The 14,712-nt window shown below is 70.8% G+C and carries 13 protein-coding genes; 12 read left to right on the plus strand and 1 reads right to left on the minus strand.

Annotation, left to right across the window (positions count from 1 at the left end):
- The first annotated feature begins 60 nt into the window (after positions 1-60).
- The 3 genes from JYA75_RS13390 to JYA75_RS13400 all read left to right on the plus strand — a co-directional run bounded on the left by JYA75_RS13390 (position 61) and on the right by JYA75_RS13400 (position 3,129).
- Entirely contained in the window at positions 61-1,560 is a 1,500-nt protein-coding gene (locus tag JYA75_RS13390; RefSeq protein ID WP_006947089.1) for an aldehyde dehydrogenase family protein, read from the plus strand.
- A gap of 34 nt (positions 1,561-1,594) precedes the next feature.
- Complete coding sequence (locus JYA75_RS13395) at positions 1,595-2,707, plus strand: NDMA-dependent alcohol dehydrogenase (RefSeq protein WP_006947092.1); 1,113 nt, start codon at positions 1,595-1,597, stop codon at positions 2,705-2,707.
- 155 nt (positions 2,708-2,862) lie between these two features.
- On the plus strand, positions 2,863-3,129 hold the full coding sequence (locus tag JYA75_RS13400) for a GlsB/YeaQ/YmgE family stress response membrane protein (protein WP_006947094.1): 267 nt from the start codon (positions 2,863-2,865) through the stop codon (positions 3,127-3,129).
- 53 nt (positions 3,130-3,182) lie between these two features.
- Here JYA75_RS13400 and JYA75_RS13405 read toward each other — a convergent pair whose 3' ends face one another.
- Positions 3,183-3,821, minus strand: coding sequence for a TetR/AcrR family transcriptional regulator (locus tag JYA75_RS13405; RefSeq protein WP_006947096.1), 639 nt, complete (start codon positions 3,819-3,821; stop codon positions 3,183-3,185).
- A gap of 190 nt (positions 3,822-4,011) precedes the next feature.
- Between JYA75_RS13405 and JYA75_RS13410 the strand changes: the two genes are divergently transcribed.
- From JYA75_RS13410 to JYA75_RS13450, 9 genes are all read left to right on the plus strand, one after another.
- Entirely contained in the window at positions 4,012-5,544 is a 1,533-nt protein-coding gene (locus tag JYA75_RS13410; RefSeq protein WP_239010581.1) for a carboxyl transferase domain-containing protein, read from the plus strand.
- Between the two features lie 11 nt (positions 5,545-5,555).
- Positions 5,556-7,688 (plus strand): acetyl/propionyl/methylcrotonyl-CoA carboxylase subunit alpha, encoded by a 2,133-nt coding sequence (locus tag JYA75_RS13415; protein WP_203330184.1) that lies wholly within the window; start codon positions 5,556-5,558, stop codon positions 7,686-7,688.
- Between the two features lie 9 nt (positions 7,689-7,697).
- Positions 7,698-8,858, plus strand: coding sequence for an acyl-CoA dehydrogenase family protein (locus tag JYA75_RS13420; protein WP_006947101.1), 1,161 nt, complete (start codon positions 7,698-7,700; stop codon positions 8,856-8,858).
- Positions 8,855-9,349 (plus strand): MaoC family dehydratase, encoded by a 495-nt coding sequence (locus tag JYA75_RS13425; RefSeq protein ID WP_006947103.1) that lies wholly within the window; start codon positions 8,855-8,857, stop codon positions 9,347-9,349. The genes JYA75_RS13420 and JYA75_RS13425 overlap by 4 nt, the downstream gene beginning before the upstream one ends.
- Before the next feature lie 9 nt (positions 9,350-9,358).
- On the plus strand, positions 9,359-10,258 hold the full coding sequence (locus tag JYA75_RS13430; protein WP_239010582.1) for a CoA ester lyase: 900 nt from the start codon (positions 9,359-9,361) through the stop codon (positions 10,256-10,258).
- A gap of 139 nt (positions 10,259-10,397) precedes the next feature.
- Positions 10,398-11,309: a CoA ester lyase gene (locus JYA75_RS13435; RefSeq protein ID WP_203330098.1), complete on the plus strand. Its 912-nt coding sequence runs from the start codon at positions 10,398-10,400 to the stop codon at positions 11,307-11,309.
- Positions 11,310-11,448: 139 nt separating this feature from the next.
- Positions 11,449-12,291 carry a CoA ester lyase gene (locus tag JYA75_RS13440; protein WP_185712890.1) on the plus strand — a complete coding sequence of 281 codons (843 nt, stop codon included), beginning with the start codon at positions 11,449-11,451 and terminating at the stop codon, positions 12,289-12,291.
- A complete protein-coding gene (locus tag JYA75_RS13445) occupies positions 12,288-14,252 on the plus strand; it encodes an acetoacetate--CoA ligase (protein WP_185712889.1) in 1,965 nt (654 codons plus the stop codon). Before JYA75_RS13440 ends, JYA75_RS13445 begins: the two co-directional genes overlap by 4 nt.
- A gap of 77 nt (positions 14,253-14,329) precedes the next feature.
- Positions 14,330-14,677 (plus strand): hypothetical protein, encoded by a 348-nt coding sequence (locus tag JYA75_RS13450; RefSeq protein ID WP_006939718.1) that lies wholly within the window; start codon positions 14,330-14,332, stop codon positions 14,675-14,677.
- The last annotated feature ends 35 nt before the right edge of the window (positions 14,678-14,712 follow it).

The raw sequence follows: 14,712 nt of genomic DNA on the forward strand, positions 1-14,712 counted from the left end.
GTTCCCGCAGGCCTGCCCGAAGCAGTATGACCCGTGTCACACTACTTCAGGAGGTTGGGCATGACAGCTGTTGCCGAGCACACCGTCGCTCCGCGGGTCCGGGAGTTTCTCTCCGGGACCAGGCAGCTCTACATCGGCGGCGAATGGGTCGACGCCGCCTCGGGCCGCGTCTTCGCGACCTACGATCCCGCGACCGGGGACAAGCTCACCGACGTCGCCCACGGCGCCGCCGAGGACGTCGACCGGGCCGTGCGGGCCGCCCGCAAGGCGTTCGACGAGGGCCCCTGGCCGACCATGAAGGCCGCCGAGCGCGAGCGCATGATCTGGCGGGTCGGTGATCTGCTCACCGAACGCGCCGAGGAGTTCGGCCAGCTCGAGGCCCTCGACAACGGCAAGTCCGCCGTGATCGCCGCGGCCGTGGACACGGCGTGGTCGGCGGACATCTTCCGCTACTACGCCGGGTGGGCCACCAAGATCGAGGGCAGCACGGTCAACGTCACGATGCCGTTCGTGCCCGGCGGTGAGTTCCACGCCTACACGCTGCGCGAGCCGGTGGGCGTGTGCGGGCTCATCGTGCCCTGGAACTTCCCGCTGCTGATGGCCGCGTTCAAGCTCGCGCCGGCCCTGGCCGCCGGCAACACGGTCATCCTCAAGCCCGCAGAGCAGACCCCGCTCACGGCGCTGCTGCTCGCCGAGATCTTCGAGGAGGCCGGCTTCCCGCCCGGCGTGGTGAACATCGTGCCCGGCTTCGGCGACGCCGGCGCCGCGCTCGCCGCCCACGACGACGTCGACAAGATCGCCTTCACCGGGTCCACCGAGGTGGGCAAGAAGGTCGTCGACGCCGCCAAGGGAAACCTGAAGAAGGTCTCTCTCGAACTCGGCGGCAAGAGCCCGAACATCGTCTTCGCCGACGCCGATTTCGACGCCGCCGTCGCCGGATCGCTCGATGCGTGGCTGTTCAACCACGGCCAGTGCTGCGTCGCCGGCACCCGGTTGTTCGTCGAGCGTCCCATCTTCGAGAAGTTCACCGAGGCCGTCGCGGAGGCGGCGAGCAAGGTGAAGATCGGCCCCGGTCTCGACCCGGCCACCCAGCTCGGCCCGCTGGTCTCCCAGGAGCAGCTGGACCGGGTCACCGGCTACCTGCGCCAGGGCCTGACCGACGGGGCACGCGCCCTCACCGGCGGAAAGCGCTGGGGCGACAAGGGCTTCTTCGTCGAACCGACCGTGCTGGTGGACGTGCAGCCCGACTTCAGCGTGGTGCGCGAGGAGATCTTCGGTCCCGTCGTCGCCGCCATGCCGTTCGACGCCGACGAGGGCATCACCGCCGCGGCCAACGACTCGATCTACGGGCTGGCCGCCGGCATCTGGACCCGGGACCTGTCGAAGGCGCACCGCACCGCGCGGCGGCTCAAGGCCGGTTCGGTGTGGATCAACCAGTACAACGGCTTCGACACCGCGATGCCGTTCGGCGGGTTCAAGCAGTCCGGGTGGGGACGCGAGCTCGGCGCGGGAGCGCTGGACCTCTACACCCAGACCAAGGCCGTGAACATCGCCCTCTGACCCCCGTCACCCGCCACCCTCAAGGAGAACAACGATGAAGACCAAAGCCGCAGTCCTGCTCGAGACCGGCAAGCCGTTCGAGATCATGGAACTCGACCTCGACGGCCCGGGCCCAGGCGAGGTGCTGATCAAGTACACCGCGGCGGGCCTGTGCCACTCGGACCTGCACCTGACCGACGGGGACCTGCCCCCGCGCTTCCCGATCGTCGGTGGCCACGAGGGTTCCGGCATCATCGAGGAGGTCGGCCCCGGCGTCACCAAGGTCAAGCCCGGTGACCACGTGGTGTGCAGCTTCATCCCGAACTGCGGCACCTGCCGGTACTGCTCGACGGGCCGGCAGAACCTGTGCGACATGGGCGCCACCATCCTCGAGGGCTGCATGCCGGACGGCTCGTTCCGGTTCCACTCCGGCAGCACCGACTTCGGCGCGATGTGCATGCTCGGCACGTTCGCCGAACGCGCCACCATCTCGCAGCACTCGGTGGTCAAGGTCGACGACTGGCTCCCGCTCGAGACCGCCGTGCTCGTCGGCTGCGGTGTGCCGTCCGGTTGGGGCACCGCGGTGTACGCCGGGGACGTCCGTGCCGGGGACATCGTCGTGATCTACGGCATCGGCGGCCTCGGTGTCAATGCCGTCCAGGGTGCCGTGCACGCGGGCGCCAAGTACGTGGTGGTCGTCGACCCGGTGGAGTTCAAGCGCGAGACCGCCCTGAAGTTCGGTGCCACGCACGCCTTCGCGAGCGCCGCCGAGGCGGCCGAGAAGGTCAACGAGCTGAGCTGGGGCCAGGGCGCCGACGCCGCCCTGATCCTCGTCGGCACCGTCGACGAGGAGGTCGTCTCGGCGGCCACCTCGATCGTGGGCAAGGGCGGCACCGTCGTCATCACCGGCCTGGCCAATCCCGAGAAGCTGACCGTGCACGTGTCCGGAACGGAACTGACCCTGTTCCAGAAGACCATCAAGGGCTCGCTGTTCGGCTCGGCGAACCCGCAGTACGACATCGTGCGGCTGCTGCGGCTCTACGATGCCGGCCAGCTGAAGCTCGACGAGCTGGTCACCCATCGCTACAGCCTGGAGGAGGTCAACCAGGGCTACCAGGACCTGCGGGACGGCAAGAACATCCGCGGCGTCATCGTCCACGACGCCTGATCGTGGGGTGCGCCTCGCCCGCCGGGCAGGGCGCACCTCCGGGACCGCGCAACTTTTTGCAGAAGATTCACCGGAATTCACCCGAAGTGCGCATATTCCGCGCACCCTGTGGCATACCGTCCCCACGGTTCGATGTTCCGAGAGAGGAGCCCGTGATGGGAGAAATCATCGGCACGATCATCTTCGGCGCGGTCATCGGTGTGCTCGCACGCCTGGTGATACCGGGGAAGCAGGCGATGGGATGGCTCATCACCATCGTCATCGGCATCATCGGTGCCCTGCTCGGCTACTGGATCTGGGGCATGATCAGCGACCAGGGCGACACCGAAGGTATCGACTGGATCCGCTGGATCATCAGTATCGCCGTGGCCGCGGTGCTGACGCTGGCCTACACCTCCATGACGAGGAGCAGGGTCCGGTAACAGCGGCGAAACGGGACCCCGTCCGGAGATCCGGACGGGGTCTCCGTGCCTGTTCAGGTCCCGGAGGCCGCGGTGCCCGGCCGATCAGCACCGAGCGCGGCCAGGGTCATGCGCCGCAGGACCGCCCGGGTCGCCGCGGGAGAGGCCCGGTCGGCGCTGTGCGGCGTCGAGTTGATGAGCCCGAACGCCGCGTGGGCCATGGTCCGAGCGTCGGACTCCCCCAGGGCGGGGTCGAGCCGGCGCAGCACGCCCACCCACAGCTCGACGTACCGCCGCTGGGTCTGGCGCACCTCCCGGCGGGCGTCCTCCGGGAGGGACTGCAGCTCCCGGTCCTGGACGCGGATCAGGTCCGGCTCCCCGAGCGCGAAGTCGAGGTGGAAGTCCACGAGCCGGTCGAGTGCGCGCCGGGGCTCGTCGGTGTGGTCGATCACGTCGGTACCGCCCGCCAGCAGGCGGCGGCTGATGTCGACCAGGAGCTCGACGAGCAGCGCGTCCTTGTTGGGGAAGTGCCGGTAGACGGCGGGACCGCTGATGCCCACCGCCGCGCCGAGATCCTCGAGGCGCACGCCGTTGAAGCCGCGCTCGGCGACGAGCCGTGCCGCGGCCTGCAGCAGTTGCCGCCGCCGGTCGGCCTTGGCCCGGCCGCGCGCGGTGAGCAGCTGCTCGTCGGTGTCCGGCTTCAGCTCGGTCATCGGCCGCACCCTTCCTTCCTGATGTGGTCTGGACAACTCAGTTAATCACAGCTAACCTTATTTTCAGTTATCGAGTATTAACTCAGGCGTTCACCCCCATGGCGAGGACGGTACTGTGACAACCCCCCCAACAACCGCTCCGCGGACCTACCGCGACCAGCACGTCCAGCTGGTCGCCGAGCTGCGCGACATGCTCGCGACCGCCGCCCTCGGCGGCAGTGAGAAGGCGCGGGATCGGCACGTCGCCCGCGGCAAGCTGCTGCCCCGGGACCGCGTCGACGCCCTGCTCGACCCCGGCAGCGCGTTTCTCGAGATCGCGCCGCTGGCCGCGAACGGCATGTACGACGACGAGTGCCCGGGCGCGGGCATCATCGCCGGCATCGGCCGGGTGTCCGGCCGCGAGTGCGTGATCGTCGCCAACGACGCCACCGTCAAGGGCGGCACCTACTACCCGATCACGGTCAAGAAGCACCTGCGGGCGCAGGAGATCGCGCTGCAGAACCAGCTGCCCTGCCTCTACCTGGTCGACTCCGGCGGGGCGTTCCTGCCGCGGCAGGACGAGGTGTTCCCCGACCGCGAGCACTTCGGCCGCATCTTCTACAACCAGGCCACCATGAGCGCCAAGGGGATCCCGCAGATCGCCGCGGTGCTGGGCTCGTGCACCGCCGGCGGCGCCTACGTGCCCGCGATGAGCGACGAGGCCGTCATCGTCCGCAACCAGGGCACCATCTTCCTCGGCGGCCCGCCGCTGGTGAAGGCCGCCACCGCCGAGGTCGTCACCGCGGAGGAACTCGGCGGCGGCGACCTGCACTCGAAGGTCTCCGGTGTCACCGACCATCTCGCCGAGGACGACCGCGACGCGCTGAACAGGGTGCGCGACATCGTCGCCACGTTCGGGCCCCGCAACCCCCGGCCGTGGGACGTGGCGCCGACCTTCGCGCCCGCCGCGGATCCGGCCGAGCTGTACGACGTGGTGCCCACCGACCCGCGCACCCCCTACGACGTGCACGAGGTCATCGAGCGCATCGTCGACGGCGACCCCGCCGGGCCCGGCTCGAGCTTTTCCGAGTTCAAGGCCGAGTACGGCAAGACCCTGGTCACCGGCTTCGCCCGGATCCACGGCCACCCGGTCGGCATCGTCGCCAACAACGGCGTGCTGTTCGGTGAATCCGCCCAGAAGGGCGCCCATTTCATCGAGCTGTGCGACAAGCGCTCGATCCCGCTGCTGTTCCTGCAGAACATCTCCGGCTTCATGGTCGGCCGGGACTACGAGGCCGGCGGCATCGCCAAGCACGGCGCCAAGATGGTCACCGCCGTCGCGTGCGCGCGGGTGCCGAAGCTGACCGTCGTCGTCGGCGGCTCCTACGGCGCCGGCAACTACTCGATGTGCGGGCGGGCGTACTCGCCGCGCTTCCTGTGGATGTGGCCCAACGCCCGCATCTCGGTGATGGGCGGCGAGCAGGCCGCCTCCGTCCTGGCGACGGTGCGTTCGGAACAGCTCGACGCGTCCGGCACCCCGTGGACCGCCGAGCAGGAGGAGGCGTTCAAGGCGCCGATCCGCGCCCAGTACGAGCACCAGGGCAACCCCTACTACTCGACCGCGCGGCTGTGGGACGACGGCATCATCGATCCCGCCGACACGCGGGAAGTTCTCGGCCTGGCCCTGTCGGCGTGCGCGAACGCACCCCTCGAGCCGGTCTCCTACGGCGTCTTCCGGATGTGAGGCACATGAACATGTTCGATACCACCGGCCGAGCCGGGATGTTCCATACCGTACTGGTGGCCAACCGCGGGGAGATCGCGGTCCGGGTGATCCGGACCCTGCGCCGCATGGGCATCCGGTCCGTCGCCGTGTACAGCGACGCCGACGCCGGCGCCCGGCACGTGCGTGAGGCCGACACCGCGGTGCGCCTCGGCCCCGCCGCCGCGCGCGAGAGCTACCTCGACATCGCCAAGGTGATCGACGCGGCCCGGCGCACCGGTGCGCAGGCGATCCACCCCGGTTACGGCTTCCTGTCCGAGAACTCGGGCTTCGCGCAGGCCTGCGCCGACGCCGGGATCGTGTTCCTCGGCCCGCCCGCCAAGGCCATCGAGGTCATGGGCGACAAGATCACCGCCAAGAACGCCGTCGCCGCGTTCGACGTCCCGGTCGTGCCCGGCATCTCCCGGCCCGGCCTGACCGACGACGAGCTGATCGCCGCGGCCGGCGACATCGGATACCCGGTGCTGATCAAGCCGTCCGCCGGCGGCGGCGGCAAGGGCATGCGCCTGGTCACCGAATCCGGTCAGCTCGCCGAGGCGCTCGCCTCCGCGCGGCGCGAGGCGGCCTCCGCGTTCGGTGACGACACCCTGTTCCTCGAACGGTTCGTGCAGCGCCCACGGCACATCGAGGTGCAGATCCTCGCCGACACCCACGGCAACGTCGTCCATCTCGGCGAGCGTGAGTGCAGCCTGCAGCGCCGCCACCAGAAGGTGATCGAGGAGGCCCCGTCGCCGCTGCTCGACGAGGCCACCCGCGCCCGGATCGGGCAGGCCGCGTGCAACACCGCCCGCAGCGTCGACTACACCGGCGCCGGCACGGTGGAGTTCATCGTCTCCGCGGACGCGCCGGACGAGTTCTTCTTCATGGAGATGAACACCCGCCTGCAGGTCGAGCACCCCGTCACCGAACTGGTCACCGGACTGGACCTGGTGGAGTGGCAGGTGCGCGTCGCCGCCGGCGAGGCGCTCGGCTTCGAACAGGACGACATCACCCTGACCGGGCACGCGATCGAGGCCCGCGTCTACGCCGAGGACCCCGCCCGCGGATTCCTGCCTACCGGCGGCACCGTCGTCGGGCTCGACGAACCCGGCGCCCAGGCCGACACCGGGGCGAACGCAGCGACGGGAAATGTCACCGGGGCGAGCGCAGCGACGGGAAATGTCACCGCAGCGGGCATCCGCGTCGACTCCGGGCTCGAGGTGGGCACGGTCGTCGGCAGCGACTACGACCCGATGCTGTCGAAGGTGATCGCGCACGGACCCGACCGCGCCGCCGCGCTGCGCCGGCTCGACCGGGCCCTGGCCGAGACCGCGGTCCTCGGGGTGGTCACCAACATCGACTTCGCCCGCTTCCTGCTCGCCGATCCCGACGTGCAGGCCGGCAACCTCGACACCGGGCTGCTCGATCGCCGCCTCGACGACTACACCGCCCCGGACACCCCCGACGCGGTGCTCGTCGCCGCGGCCGCGCACCGCTGGCTGCGCCGCTGGCCCGCGACGTCCACGACGTCGGCAGTGGACCCGTGGGACCGGCCCACCGGCTGGCGGGTCGGAGGACCCGCGCCGACCACCGTGCGGCTGCAGACCCCCACCCGCACCGATCACGTGCACCTCACCGGCACCCCGGAGGCCGCCACCGCCCGGATCGAGGACGGCCCCGAGCGGGCACTCACCGCCCGGCTCGACGCCGGCCGCCTCGCCGTCACCCTCGACGGGGTGCGCTCGGAGTTCCTCGTCGCCGAGGGCGACGGGCAGCTGTGGCTCGCCGGTGACGGCGGCACCTGGCCGGTGCGCGAGGCCCGCGAACCGAACATCCGCGACGCCGACGCCCACGCCGGCGAGGCCGAGCTGACCAGCCCGATGCCCGGCACCGTCATCGCCGTCCCCGTCGAGAACGGTGCCACCGTCACCGCCGGCAGCACCGTCGTCGTCGTCGAGGCGATGAAGATGGAACACGCCCTGACCACGCCCGTCGACGGCACCGTCGAACTCCTCGTCGCCCCCGGCGACCAGGTCAAGGTCGACCAGCTCCTCGCCCGCGTCGTCCCCGGCAGCGGAGTTCCCACCCACTCCGTTCCCGCCCCCACCGACACCACCGACAGCTAGGACACCCCGATGACCGACTACCTCTCCACCGGACAGCTTCCCGAGGACTACCGGGACCTGAAGAACACCGTCGCAGACTTCGCGCAGACCGTCGTCGCACCCGTCGCCGCCGAGCACGACGCCAACCACACGTTCCCGTACGAGGTCGTCGCGGGCATGGCCGACCTCGGCCTGTTCGGGCTGCCGTTCCCCGAGGAGTACGGCGGGCAGGGCGGAGACTACTTCGCGCTGTGCCTCGCGCTCGAGGAACTCGGCAAGGTCGACCAGTCCGTGGCCATCACCCTCGAGGCCGGCGTCTCGCTCGGCGCGATGCCGATCTACCGCTTCGGCACCGAGGAGCAGAAGCAGAAGTGGCTGCCGCAGCTCGCCGCGGGACGGGCGCTGGGCGCGTTCGGCCTGACCGAGCCCGGCGCCGGCAGCGACGCCGGCGGCACCAAGACCACCGCCAAGCTCGACGGTGACCAGTGGATCATCAACGGCAGCAAGCAGTTCATCACCAACTCCGGCACCGACATCACCGAGATCGTGACCGTCACCGCCGTCACCGGCGAACGCGACGGCAAGAAGGAGATCTCCACGATCGTCGTGCCCACCGACACGCCCGGCTTCGTCGCCGAGCCCGCCTACAACAAGGTCGGCTGGAACGCCTCGGACACCCACCCGCTGAGCTTCACCGACGTGCGGGTGCCGGCGGAGAACCTGCTCGGCGAGCGCGGCCGCGGCTACGCGAACTTCCTGCGCATCCTCGACGAGGGCCGCATCGCGATCGCCGCCCTGTCCACCGGCGCGGCGCAGGGCTGCGTCGACGAGTCCGTCAAGTACGCGAAGGAGCGCGAGGCGTTCGGCCGTCCCATCGGCCGGAACCAGGCGATCGCCTTCAAGATCGCCCGGATGGAGGCACGGGCCCATGCCGCCCGCGCCGCCTACTACGACGCCGCGGCCCTCATGCTGGCGGGCAAGCCGTTCAAGAAGCAGGCTGCCATCGCCAAGCTGGTCGCGTCGGAAGCGGCGATGGACAACGCGCGCGACGCGACGCAGATCCACGGCGGCTACGGCTTCATGAACGAGTACGCGGTGGCCCGGCACTACCGGGACAGCAAGATCCTCGAGATCGGCGAGGGCACCACCGAGGTCCAGCTCATGCTCGTGGCGCGGGAGCTCGGCCTGTGAGCGCTCAGCGACGCGTCACCCAGCGGGGACTGTGGTTCGAGGAGTTCGAGGTCGGCACGGTCTACGAGCACCGCCCCGGGCGCACCGTCACCGAGGCCGACAACGTCGCGTTCACCACGATGACGATGAACACGCAGGCGCTGCACCTCGACGCCGCCTACAGTGAGGGCACCGAATTCGGTGAGCGCCTGGTGAATTCGATGTTCACCCTGTCCACCCTCGTCGGATTGTCGGTGGCGCAGCTGACCCAGGGCACGATCGTCGCCAACCTCGGCTTCTCGGAGATCAAGTTCCCCGCGCCGGTCCGCCACGGCGACACCCTGTACGCCGAGACCCTGGTCACCGACAAGCGCGAGTCCAAGTCCCGTCCGGGGCAGGGGATCGTCACGCTCGAGCACACGGCCCGCAACCAGCACGGCGACGTCGTCGCGGTCGCGGTGCGCCAGACACTCGTGCAATGCCGGCCCGCCGACGACACGCAGAAGGGATAGGGGACAAGCATGGGTTCCGTCGACTCCGTGGGTGGTCCGGCGTGGTTGTTCTGTCCGGCCGATCGTCCGGAGCGGTTCGGTAAGGCGGCCGCGACGGCGGATGTGGTGATCCTCGATCTCGAGGACGGGGTGGCGCCGGGGGACAAGGACTACGCGCGCCGGTGCCTGCAGGACACCCCGCTCGATCCGGCCCGGACGGTGGTGCGGCTCAACCCGGCCGGCACGGCCGACCACCTCGCCGATCTCGAGTCCCTCGCGAAGACCCCCTATTCCCGCGTGATGCTGGCCAAGTGCGAGTCGGCGCAGCAGGTGACGTCGCTGGCGCCGCGGGAGGTGATCGCGCTGATCGAGTCCCCGCTGGGGGCGTTGAAGGTCGACGAGATCGCCCTGGCGGCGGGCACGGTCGGTCTGATGTGGGGTGCGGAGGATCTCGTGGTCGGCCTGGGTGGGCAGTCGTCCCGCCGGGGGGACGGGACGTATCGGGACGTGGCGCGGCACGTGCGGTCGCAGGCGTTGCTGGCGGCGAAGGCGTACGGGCGGTTCGCCCTGGACTCGGTGTATCTGAACATCAGGGACCACGACGGGTTGCGGGCGGAGGCGCTGGACGCGGTGGCGGTCGGGTTCGATGCGAAGGTGGCGATCCACCCCGGTCAGGTGGCGGTGATCCGGTCCGCGTACGCGCCGAGCGCGGAGGATGTGGCGTGGGCGCGGCGGGTGCTGGCGGCGGTGCCGGAGGAGCGGGGGGTGTTCCAGTTCGAGGGCCGGATGGTCGACGCGCCGGTGCTGCGGCACGCGGAGCAGATCCTGCACCGCTCGGTGCAGTCGGAGGCAGCGGCCGGGCAGTCGGAGGCAGCGGCCGGGCAGTCGGAGGCAGCGGCCGGGCAGTCGGAGGCAGCGGCCGGCGCCTGACGGATCCGCGCTCTTGCCGGTCGTCCGCGCGGAATTCCCGCGCGGACGACCACCCGTCCCGCGCTCGGGTCACGATTGTGCTGACAGTGCGGTGCCCGGGCCGCATCATCGAAGAGATCACCCGATCGAGGAGGTCTCTATGTACAGCGTCGGCGGCCCGGCGTGGTTGTTCTGTCCGGCCGATCGTCCGGAGCGGTTCGGTAAGGCGGCCGCGACGGCGGATGTGGTGATCCTCGATCTCGAGGACGGGGTGGCGCCGGGGGACAAGGACTACGCGCGCCGGTGCCTGCAGGACACCCTGCTCGATCCGGCCCGGACGGTGGTGCGGGTCAACCCCGTCGGCACCGACGAGCACGAGGCGGACCTGAAGGCGCTGGCGGCCACCGACTACATGCGGGTGATGCCGGCCAAGTGCGAGTCGGCGCAGCAGGTGACGTCGCTGGCGCCGCGGGAGGTGATCGCGCTGATCGAGTCCCCGCTGGGGGCGTTGAAGGTCGACGAGATCGCCCTGGCGGCGGGCACGGTCGGTCTGATGTGGGGTGCGGAGGATCTCGTGGTCGGCCTGGGTGGGCAGTCGTCCCGCCGGGGCGACGGGACGTATCGGGACGTGGCGCGGCACGTGCGGTCGCAGGCGTTGCTGGCGGCGAAGGCGTACGGGCGGTTCGCCCTGGACTCGGTGTATCTGAACATCAGGGACCACGACGGGTTGCGGGCGGAGGCGCTGGACGCGGTGGCGGTCGGGTTCGATGCGAAGGTGGCGATCCACCCCGGTCAGGTGGCGGTGATCCGGTCCGCATACGCGCCGAGCGCGGAGGATGTGGCGTGGGCGCGGCGGGTGCTGGCGGCGGTGCCGGAGGAGCGGGGGGTGTTCCAGTTCGAGGGCCGGATGGTCGACGCGCCGGTGCTGCGACACGCGGAGCAGATCCTGCACCGCTCCGGGCAGTCGGAGGCAGCGCCCGGGCAGTCGGAGGCAGCGGCCGGGCAGTCGGAGGCAGCGGCCGGGCAGTCGGAGGCAGCGGCCGGGCAGTCGGAGGCAGCGGCCGGCGCCTGACGGATCCGCGCTCTTGCCGGTCGTCCGCGCGGAATTCCCGCGCGGACGACCACCCGTCCCGCGCTCGGGTCACGATTGTGCTGACAGTGCGGTGCCCGGGCCGCATCATCGAAGAGATCACCCGATCGAGGAGGTCTCTATGTACAGCGTCGGCGGCCCGGCGTGGTTGTTCTGTCCGGCCGATCGTCCGGAGCGGTTCGGTAAGGCGGCCGCGACGGCGGATGTGGTGATCCTCGATCTCGAGGACGGGGTGGCGCCGGGGGACAAGGACTACGCGCGCCGGTGCCTGCAGGACACCCCGCTCGATCCGGCCCGGACGGTGGTGCGGGTCAACCCCGTCGGCACCGACGATCACGAGGCGGACCTGAAGGCGCTGGCGGCCACCGACTACATGCGGGTGATGCCGGCCAAGTGCGAGTCGGCGCAGCAGGTGACGTCGCTGGCGCCGCGGGAGGTGATCGCGCTGATCGAGTCCCCGCTGGGGGCGTTGAAGGTCGACGAGATCGCCCTGGCGGCGGGCACGGTCGGTCTGATGTGGGGTGCGGAGGATCTCGTGGTCGGCCTGGGTGGGCAGTCGTCCCGCCGGGGCGACGGGACGTATCGGGACGTGGCGCGGCACGTGCGGTCGCAGGCGTTGCTGGCGGCGAAGGCGTACGGGCGGTTCGCCCTGGACTCGGTGTATCTGAACATCAGGGACCACGACGGGTTGCGGGCGGAGGCGCTGGACGCGGTGGCGGTCGGGTTCGATGCGAAGGTGGCGATCCACCCCGGTCAGGTGGCGGTGATCCGGTCCGCATACGCGCCGAGCGCGGAGGATGTGGCGTGGGCGCGGCGGGTGCTGGCGGCGGTGCCGGAGGAGCGGGGGGTGTTCCAGTTCGAGGGCCGGATGGTCGACGCGCCGGTGCTGCGACACGCGGAGCAGATCCTGCACCGCTCCGTCGAGGCCCGCTCGGGCGATCACCGAGGGGGTGCGACGGCATGACCGACACCCCGGTGCCGCCGCAGTGGACCCCCACCGAACAGGACGTCGCCGACGCCCGCATCACCGCCTTCACCCGGTGGGTCGAGCAGCGCCACGGCCTCTCTCTTCCCGACTACTACGCTCTGTGGCGGTGGTCCGTCCACGATCTCGGGCGGTTCTGGCAGGACGTGTGGGACTGGTTCGACGTGCGGTCGCGCACCGATCCGGGACCGGCGCTGGCCGACGCCTCGATGCCCGGCGCGGTCTGGTTCCCCGGGGCGCGACTGAACTACGTGGAGCAGGCCCTGCGACACGCGCGCGACGACCGCCCGGCAATCGTGTACGTCGGCGAGGACGGGGAACGCACCGAGCTGGGCTGGGCCGAACTGCGCAGGCAGGCGGCCGCGCTGGCCGCCACGCTGCGCGAGCACGGCATCGGCGTCGGTGACCGCGTCGTCGGCTACCTGCCGAACATCCCGGAGGCCGTGGTCGCGCTGCTCGCCACCGCGAGCATCGGCGCCGTGTGGGCGGCCTGCGGCCAGGACTACTCGGCTCCCGCAGCCCTGGACCGGCTCGGGCAACTCGACCCCGCTGCCCTCATCACCGCCGACGGCTACCGGTTCGCCGGCCGCACCCACCCCCGCGCCGAGGCGGTCGCCCGGCTGCGGGAGGGGTTGCCGTCGCTGGCGCTGACCGTCGTGGTGCCCCGGCTCGGTGGTCCGCGGCAGGACCTCGAAGGCGCGCTCACCTGGGAGGCGGCGACCCTCGGGGACCATCCCCTCGACCCCGAGCCGGTGCCGTTCGACCATCCGCTGTGGGTCGTGTTCTCCTCCGGGACCACCGGCCTGCCGAAGGGCATCGTGCACGGGCACGGCGGGGTGGTGCTCGAGCATCTCAAGGCGGTCTCGCTGCACACCGACCTCGGGCCCGACGACACCTTCCTCTGGTACACCAGCCCGAGCTGGATGATGTGGAACTTCCAGGCGGCCGGGCTGCTCGTCGGGGCCACGATCGTCTGCTACGACGGCAGCCCGTCACACCCGCGGGTCGACCGGCTGTGGCGGATCGCCGCGGAGGAACGGGTCACCGTCCTCGGCACGAGTCCCGGCTACGTGCTCGCCTGTATCAAGGCGGGCGTCGTACCCCGGCGGGACCACGACCTGTCCGCGTTGCGGGCCGTCGGGGTCACCGGGTCCACGCTGCCCGCGTCCTCGTCGCGGTGGCTGGCGGAGAACGTCGGCGAACACGTCCCGGTGATGTCCATCACCGGCGGCACCGACGTGGTGTCGGCCTTCGTCGGCGCGGTACGCACTGTCCCGGTGTGGCCGGGCGAGCTGTCGGTGCCGTACCTCGGCGTCGCACTCGACGCGTACGACGAACACGGTCGCCCGGTCCGCGACGACGTCGGGGAGCTCGTGGTGACCGCACCCATGCCGTCGATGCCGGTCCGCTTCTGGAACGACCCGGACGGGCACCGCTACCGCGAGGCGTACTTCTCCGTCTATCCCGGGGTGTGGCGGCACGGCGACTGGATCACGATCACCGGGCGCGGGACCGTGGAGATGCACGGGCGCTCCGACTCGACGCTCAACCGGCACGGCGTCCGGATGGGCAGCGCCGACATCTATCAGGCCGTCGAGAAACTCCCGGAGGTCGTCGAGGCGCTCATGATCGGCGCCGAGCAGCCGGACGGCGGCTACTGGATGCCGCTGTTCGTGGTGCTCGCCGACGGGGTCGAGCTCGACGACGAGCTGCGGGAGAAGATCCGCGCGGCAATCCGGGAGCAGGCCTCGCCGCGGCACGTCCCCGACGACATCGTCGCCGCCCCCGGTGTGCCGCACACCCGCACCGGCAAGAAGCTCGAGGTGCCGATCAAGCGGCTCTTCCAGGGCGCCGACGCGGCGCGCACGGTGGATCGCAGCGCGGTCGACGCGCCGGAGCTGCTCGACTGGTACGCGGGGCAGCGGAAGGAGCCGCGGTGACCCGCGTCACCGGACGGCGCATCCGGTGGGGTGAGCCTGATTGGACATCCGTCCTGCTCGGGTGATCCGATGGCCGCATGGACGTCGCGATCAAGATCTTCCTCATCCTGCACTTCATCGGCCTCGCCGGGATCATCGGCTCCTGGCTCGCCGTGATCAAGGAACCGCGCGTGGTGGCCGGCATGCTGCACGGCGCGATCCTGCAGGTGGTGACCGGTCTCGCACTGGTCGGGCTCAACGAGGCGAACGACGCCGACCTGAACCACATGAAGATCGGTATCAAGCTCGTCGTCGCCGTCGTCATCCTCGTCCTCGCGATCGTCGGCATGAAGAAGGAACGGCAGAACCCGGGCTCGACCGCCGCCCTCGCACACGCGGCCGGTGCTCTCGGTGTCCTCAACGTCGTCATCGCCGTGCTGTGGTGACGGCTCCGACACCCCCGGCAGCGAAGATGAAGCCG

This window comes from Rhodococcus sp. PSBB066 (assembly GCF_017068255.1).
Lineage (GTDB): Bacteria > Actinomycetota > Actinomycetes > Mycobacteriales > Mycobacteriaceae > Rhodococcus > Rhodococcus aetherivorans.

Coding starts and splice junctions, on each gene's coding strand:
- JYA75_RS13450 (WP_006939718.1), top strand. CDS start 14,330: ATGGACGTCGCGATCAAGATCTTCCTCATCCTGCACTTCATCGGCCTC.
- JYA75_RS13390 (WP_006947089.1), top strand. CDS start 61: ATGACAGCTGTTGCCGAGCACACCGTCGCTCCGCGGGTCCGGGAGTTT.
- JYA75_RS13420 (WP_006947101.1), top strand. CDS start 7,698: ATGACCGACTACCTCTCCACCGGACAGCTTCCCGAGGACTACCGGGAC.
- JYA75_RS13435 (WP_203330098.1), top strand. CDS start 10,398: ATGTACAGCGTCGGCGGCCCGGCGTGGTTGTTCTGTCCGGCCGATCGT.
- JYA75_RS13430 (WP_239010582.1), top strand. CDS start 9,359: ATGGGTTCCGTCGACTCCGTGGGTGGTCCGGCGTGGTTGTTCTGTCCG.
- JYA75_RS13440 (WP_185712890.1), top strand. CDS start 11,449: ATGTACAGCGTCGGCGGCCCGGCGTGGTTGTTCTGTCCGGCCGATCGT.
- JYA75_RS13415 (WP_203330184.1), top strand. CDS start 5,556: ATGTTCGATACCACCGGCCGAGCCGGGATGTTCCATACCGTACTGGTG.
- JYA75_RS13395 (WP_006947092.1), top strand. CDS start 1,595: ATGAAGACCAAAGCCGCAGTCCTGCTCGAGACCGGCAAGCCGTTCGAG.
- JYA75_RS13445 (WP_185712889.1), top strand. CDS start 12,288: ATGACCGACACCCCGGTGCCGCCGCAGTGGACCCCCACCGAACAGGAC.
- JYA75_RS13400 (WP_006947094.1), top strand. CDS start 2,863: ATGGGAGAAATCATCGGCACGATCATCTTCGGCGCGGTCATCGGTGTG.
- JYA75_RS13410 (WP_239010581.1), top strand. CDS start 4,012: ATGCTCGCGACCGCCGCCCTCGGCGGCAGTGAGAAGGCGCGGGATCGG.
- JYA75_RS13405 (WP_006947096.1), bottom strand. CDS start 3,821: ATGACCGAGCTGAAGCCGGACACCGACGAGCAGCTGCTCACCGCGCGC.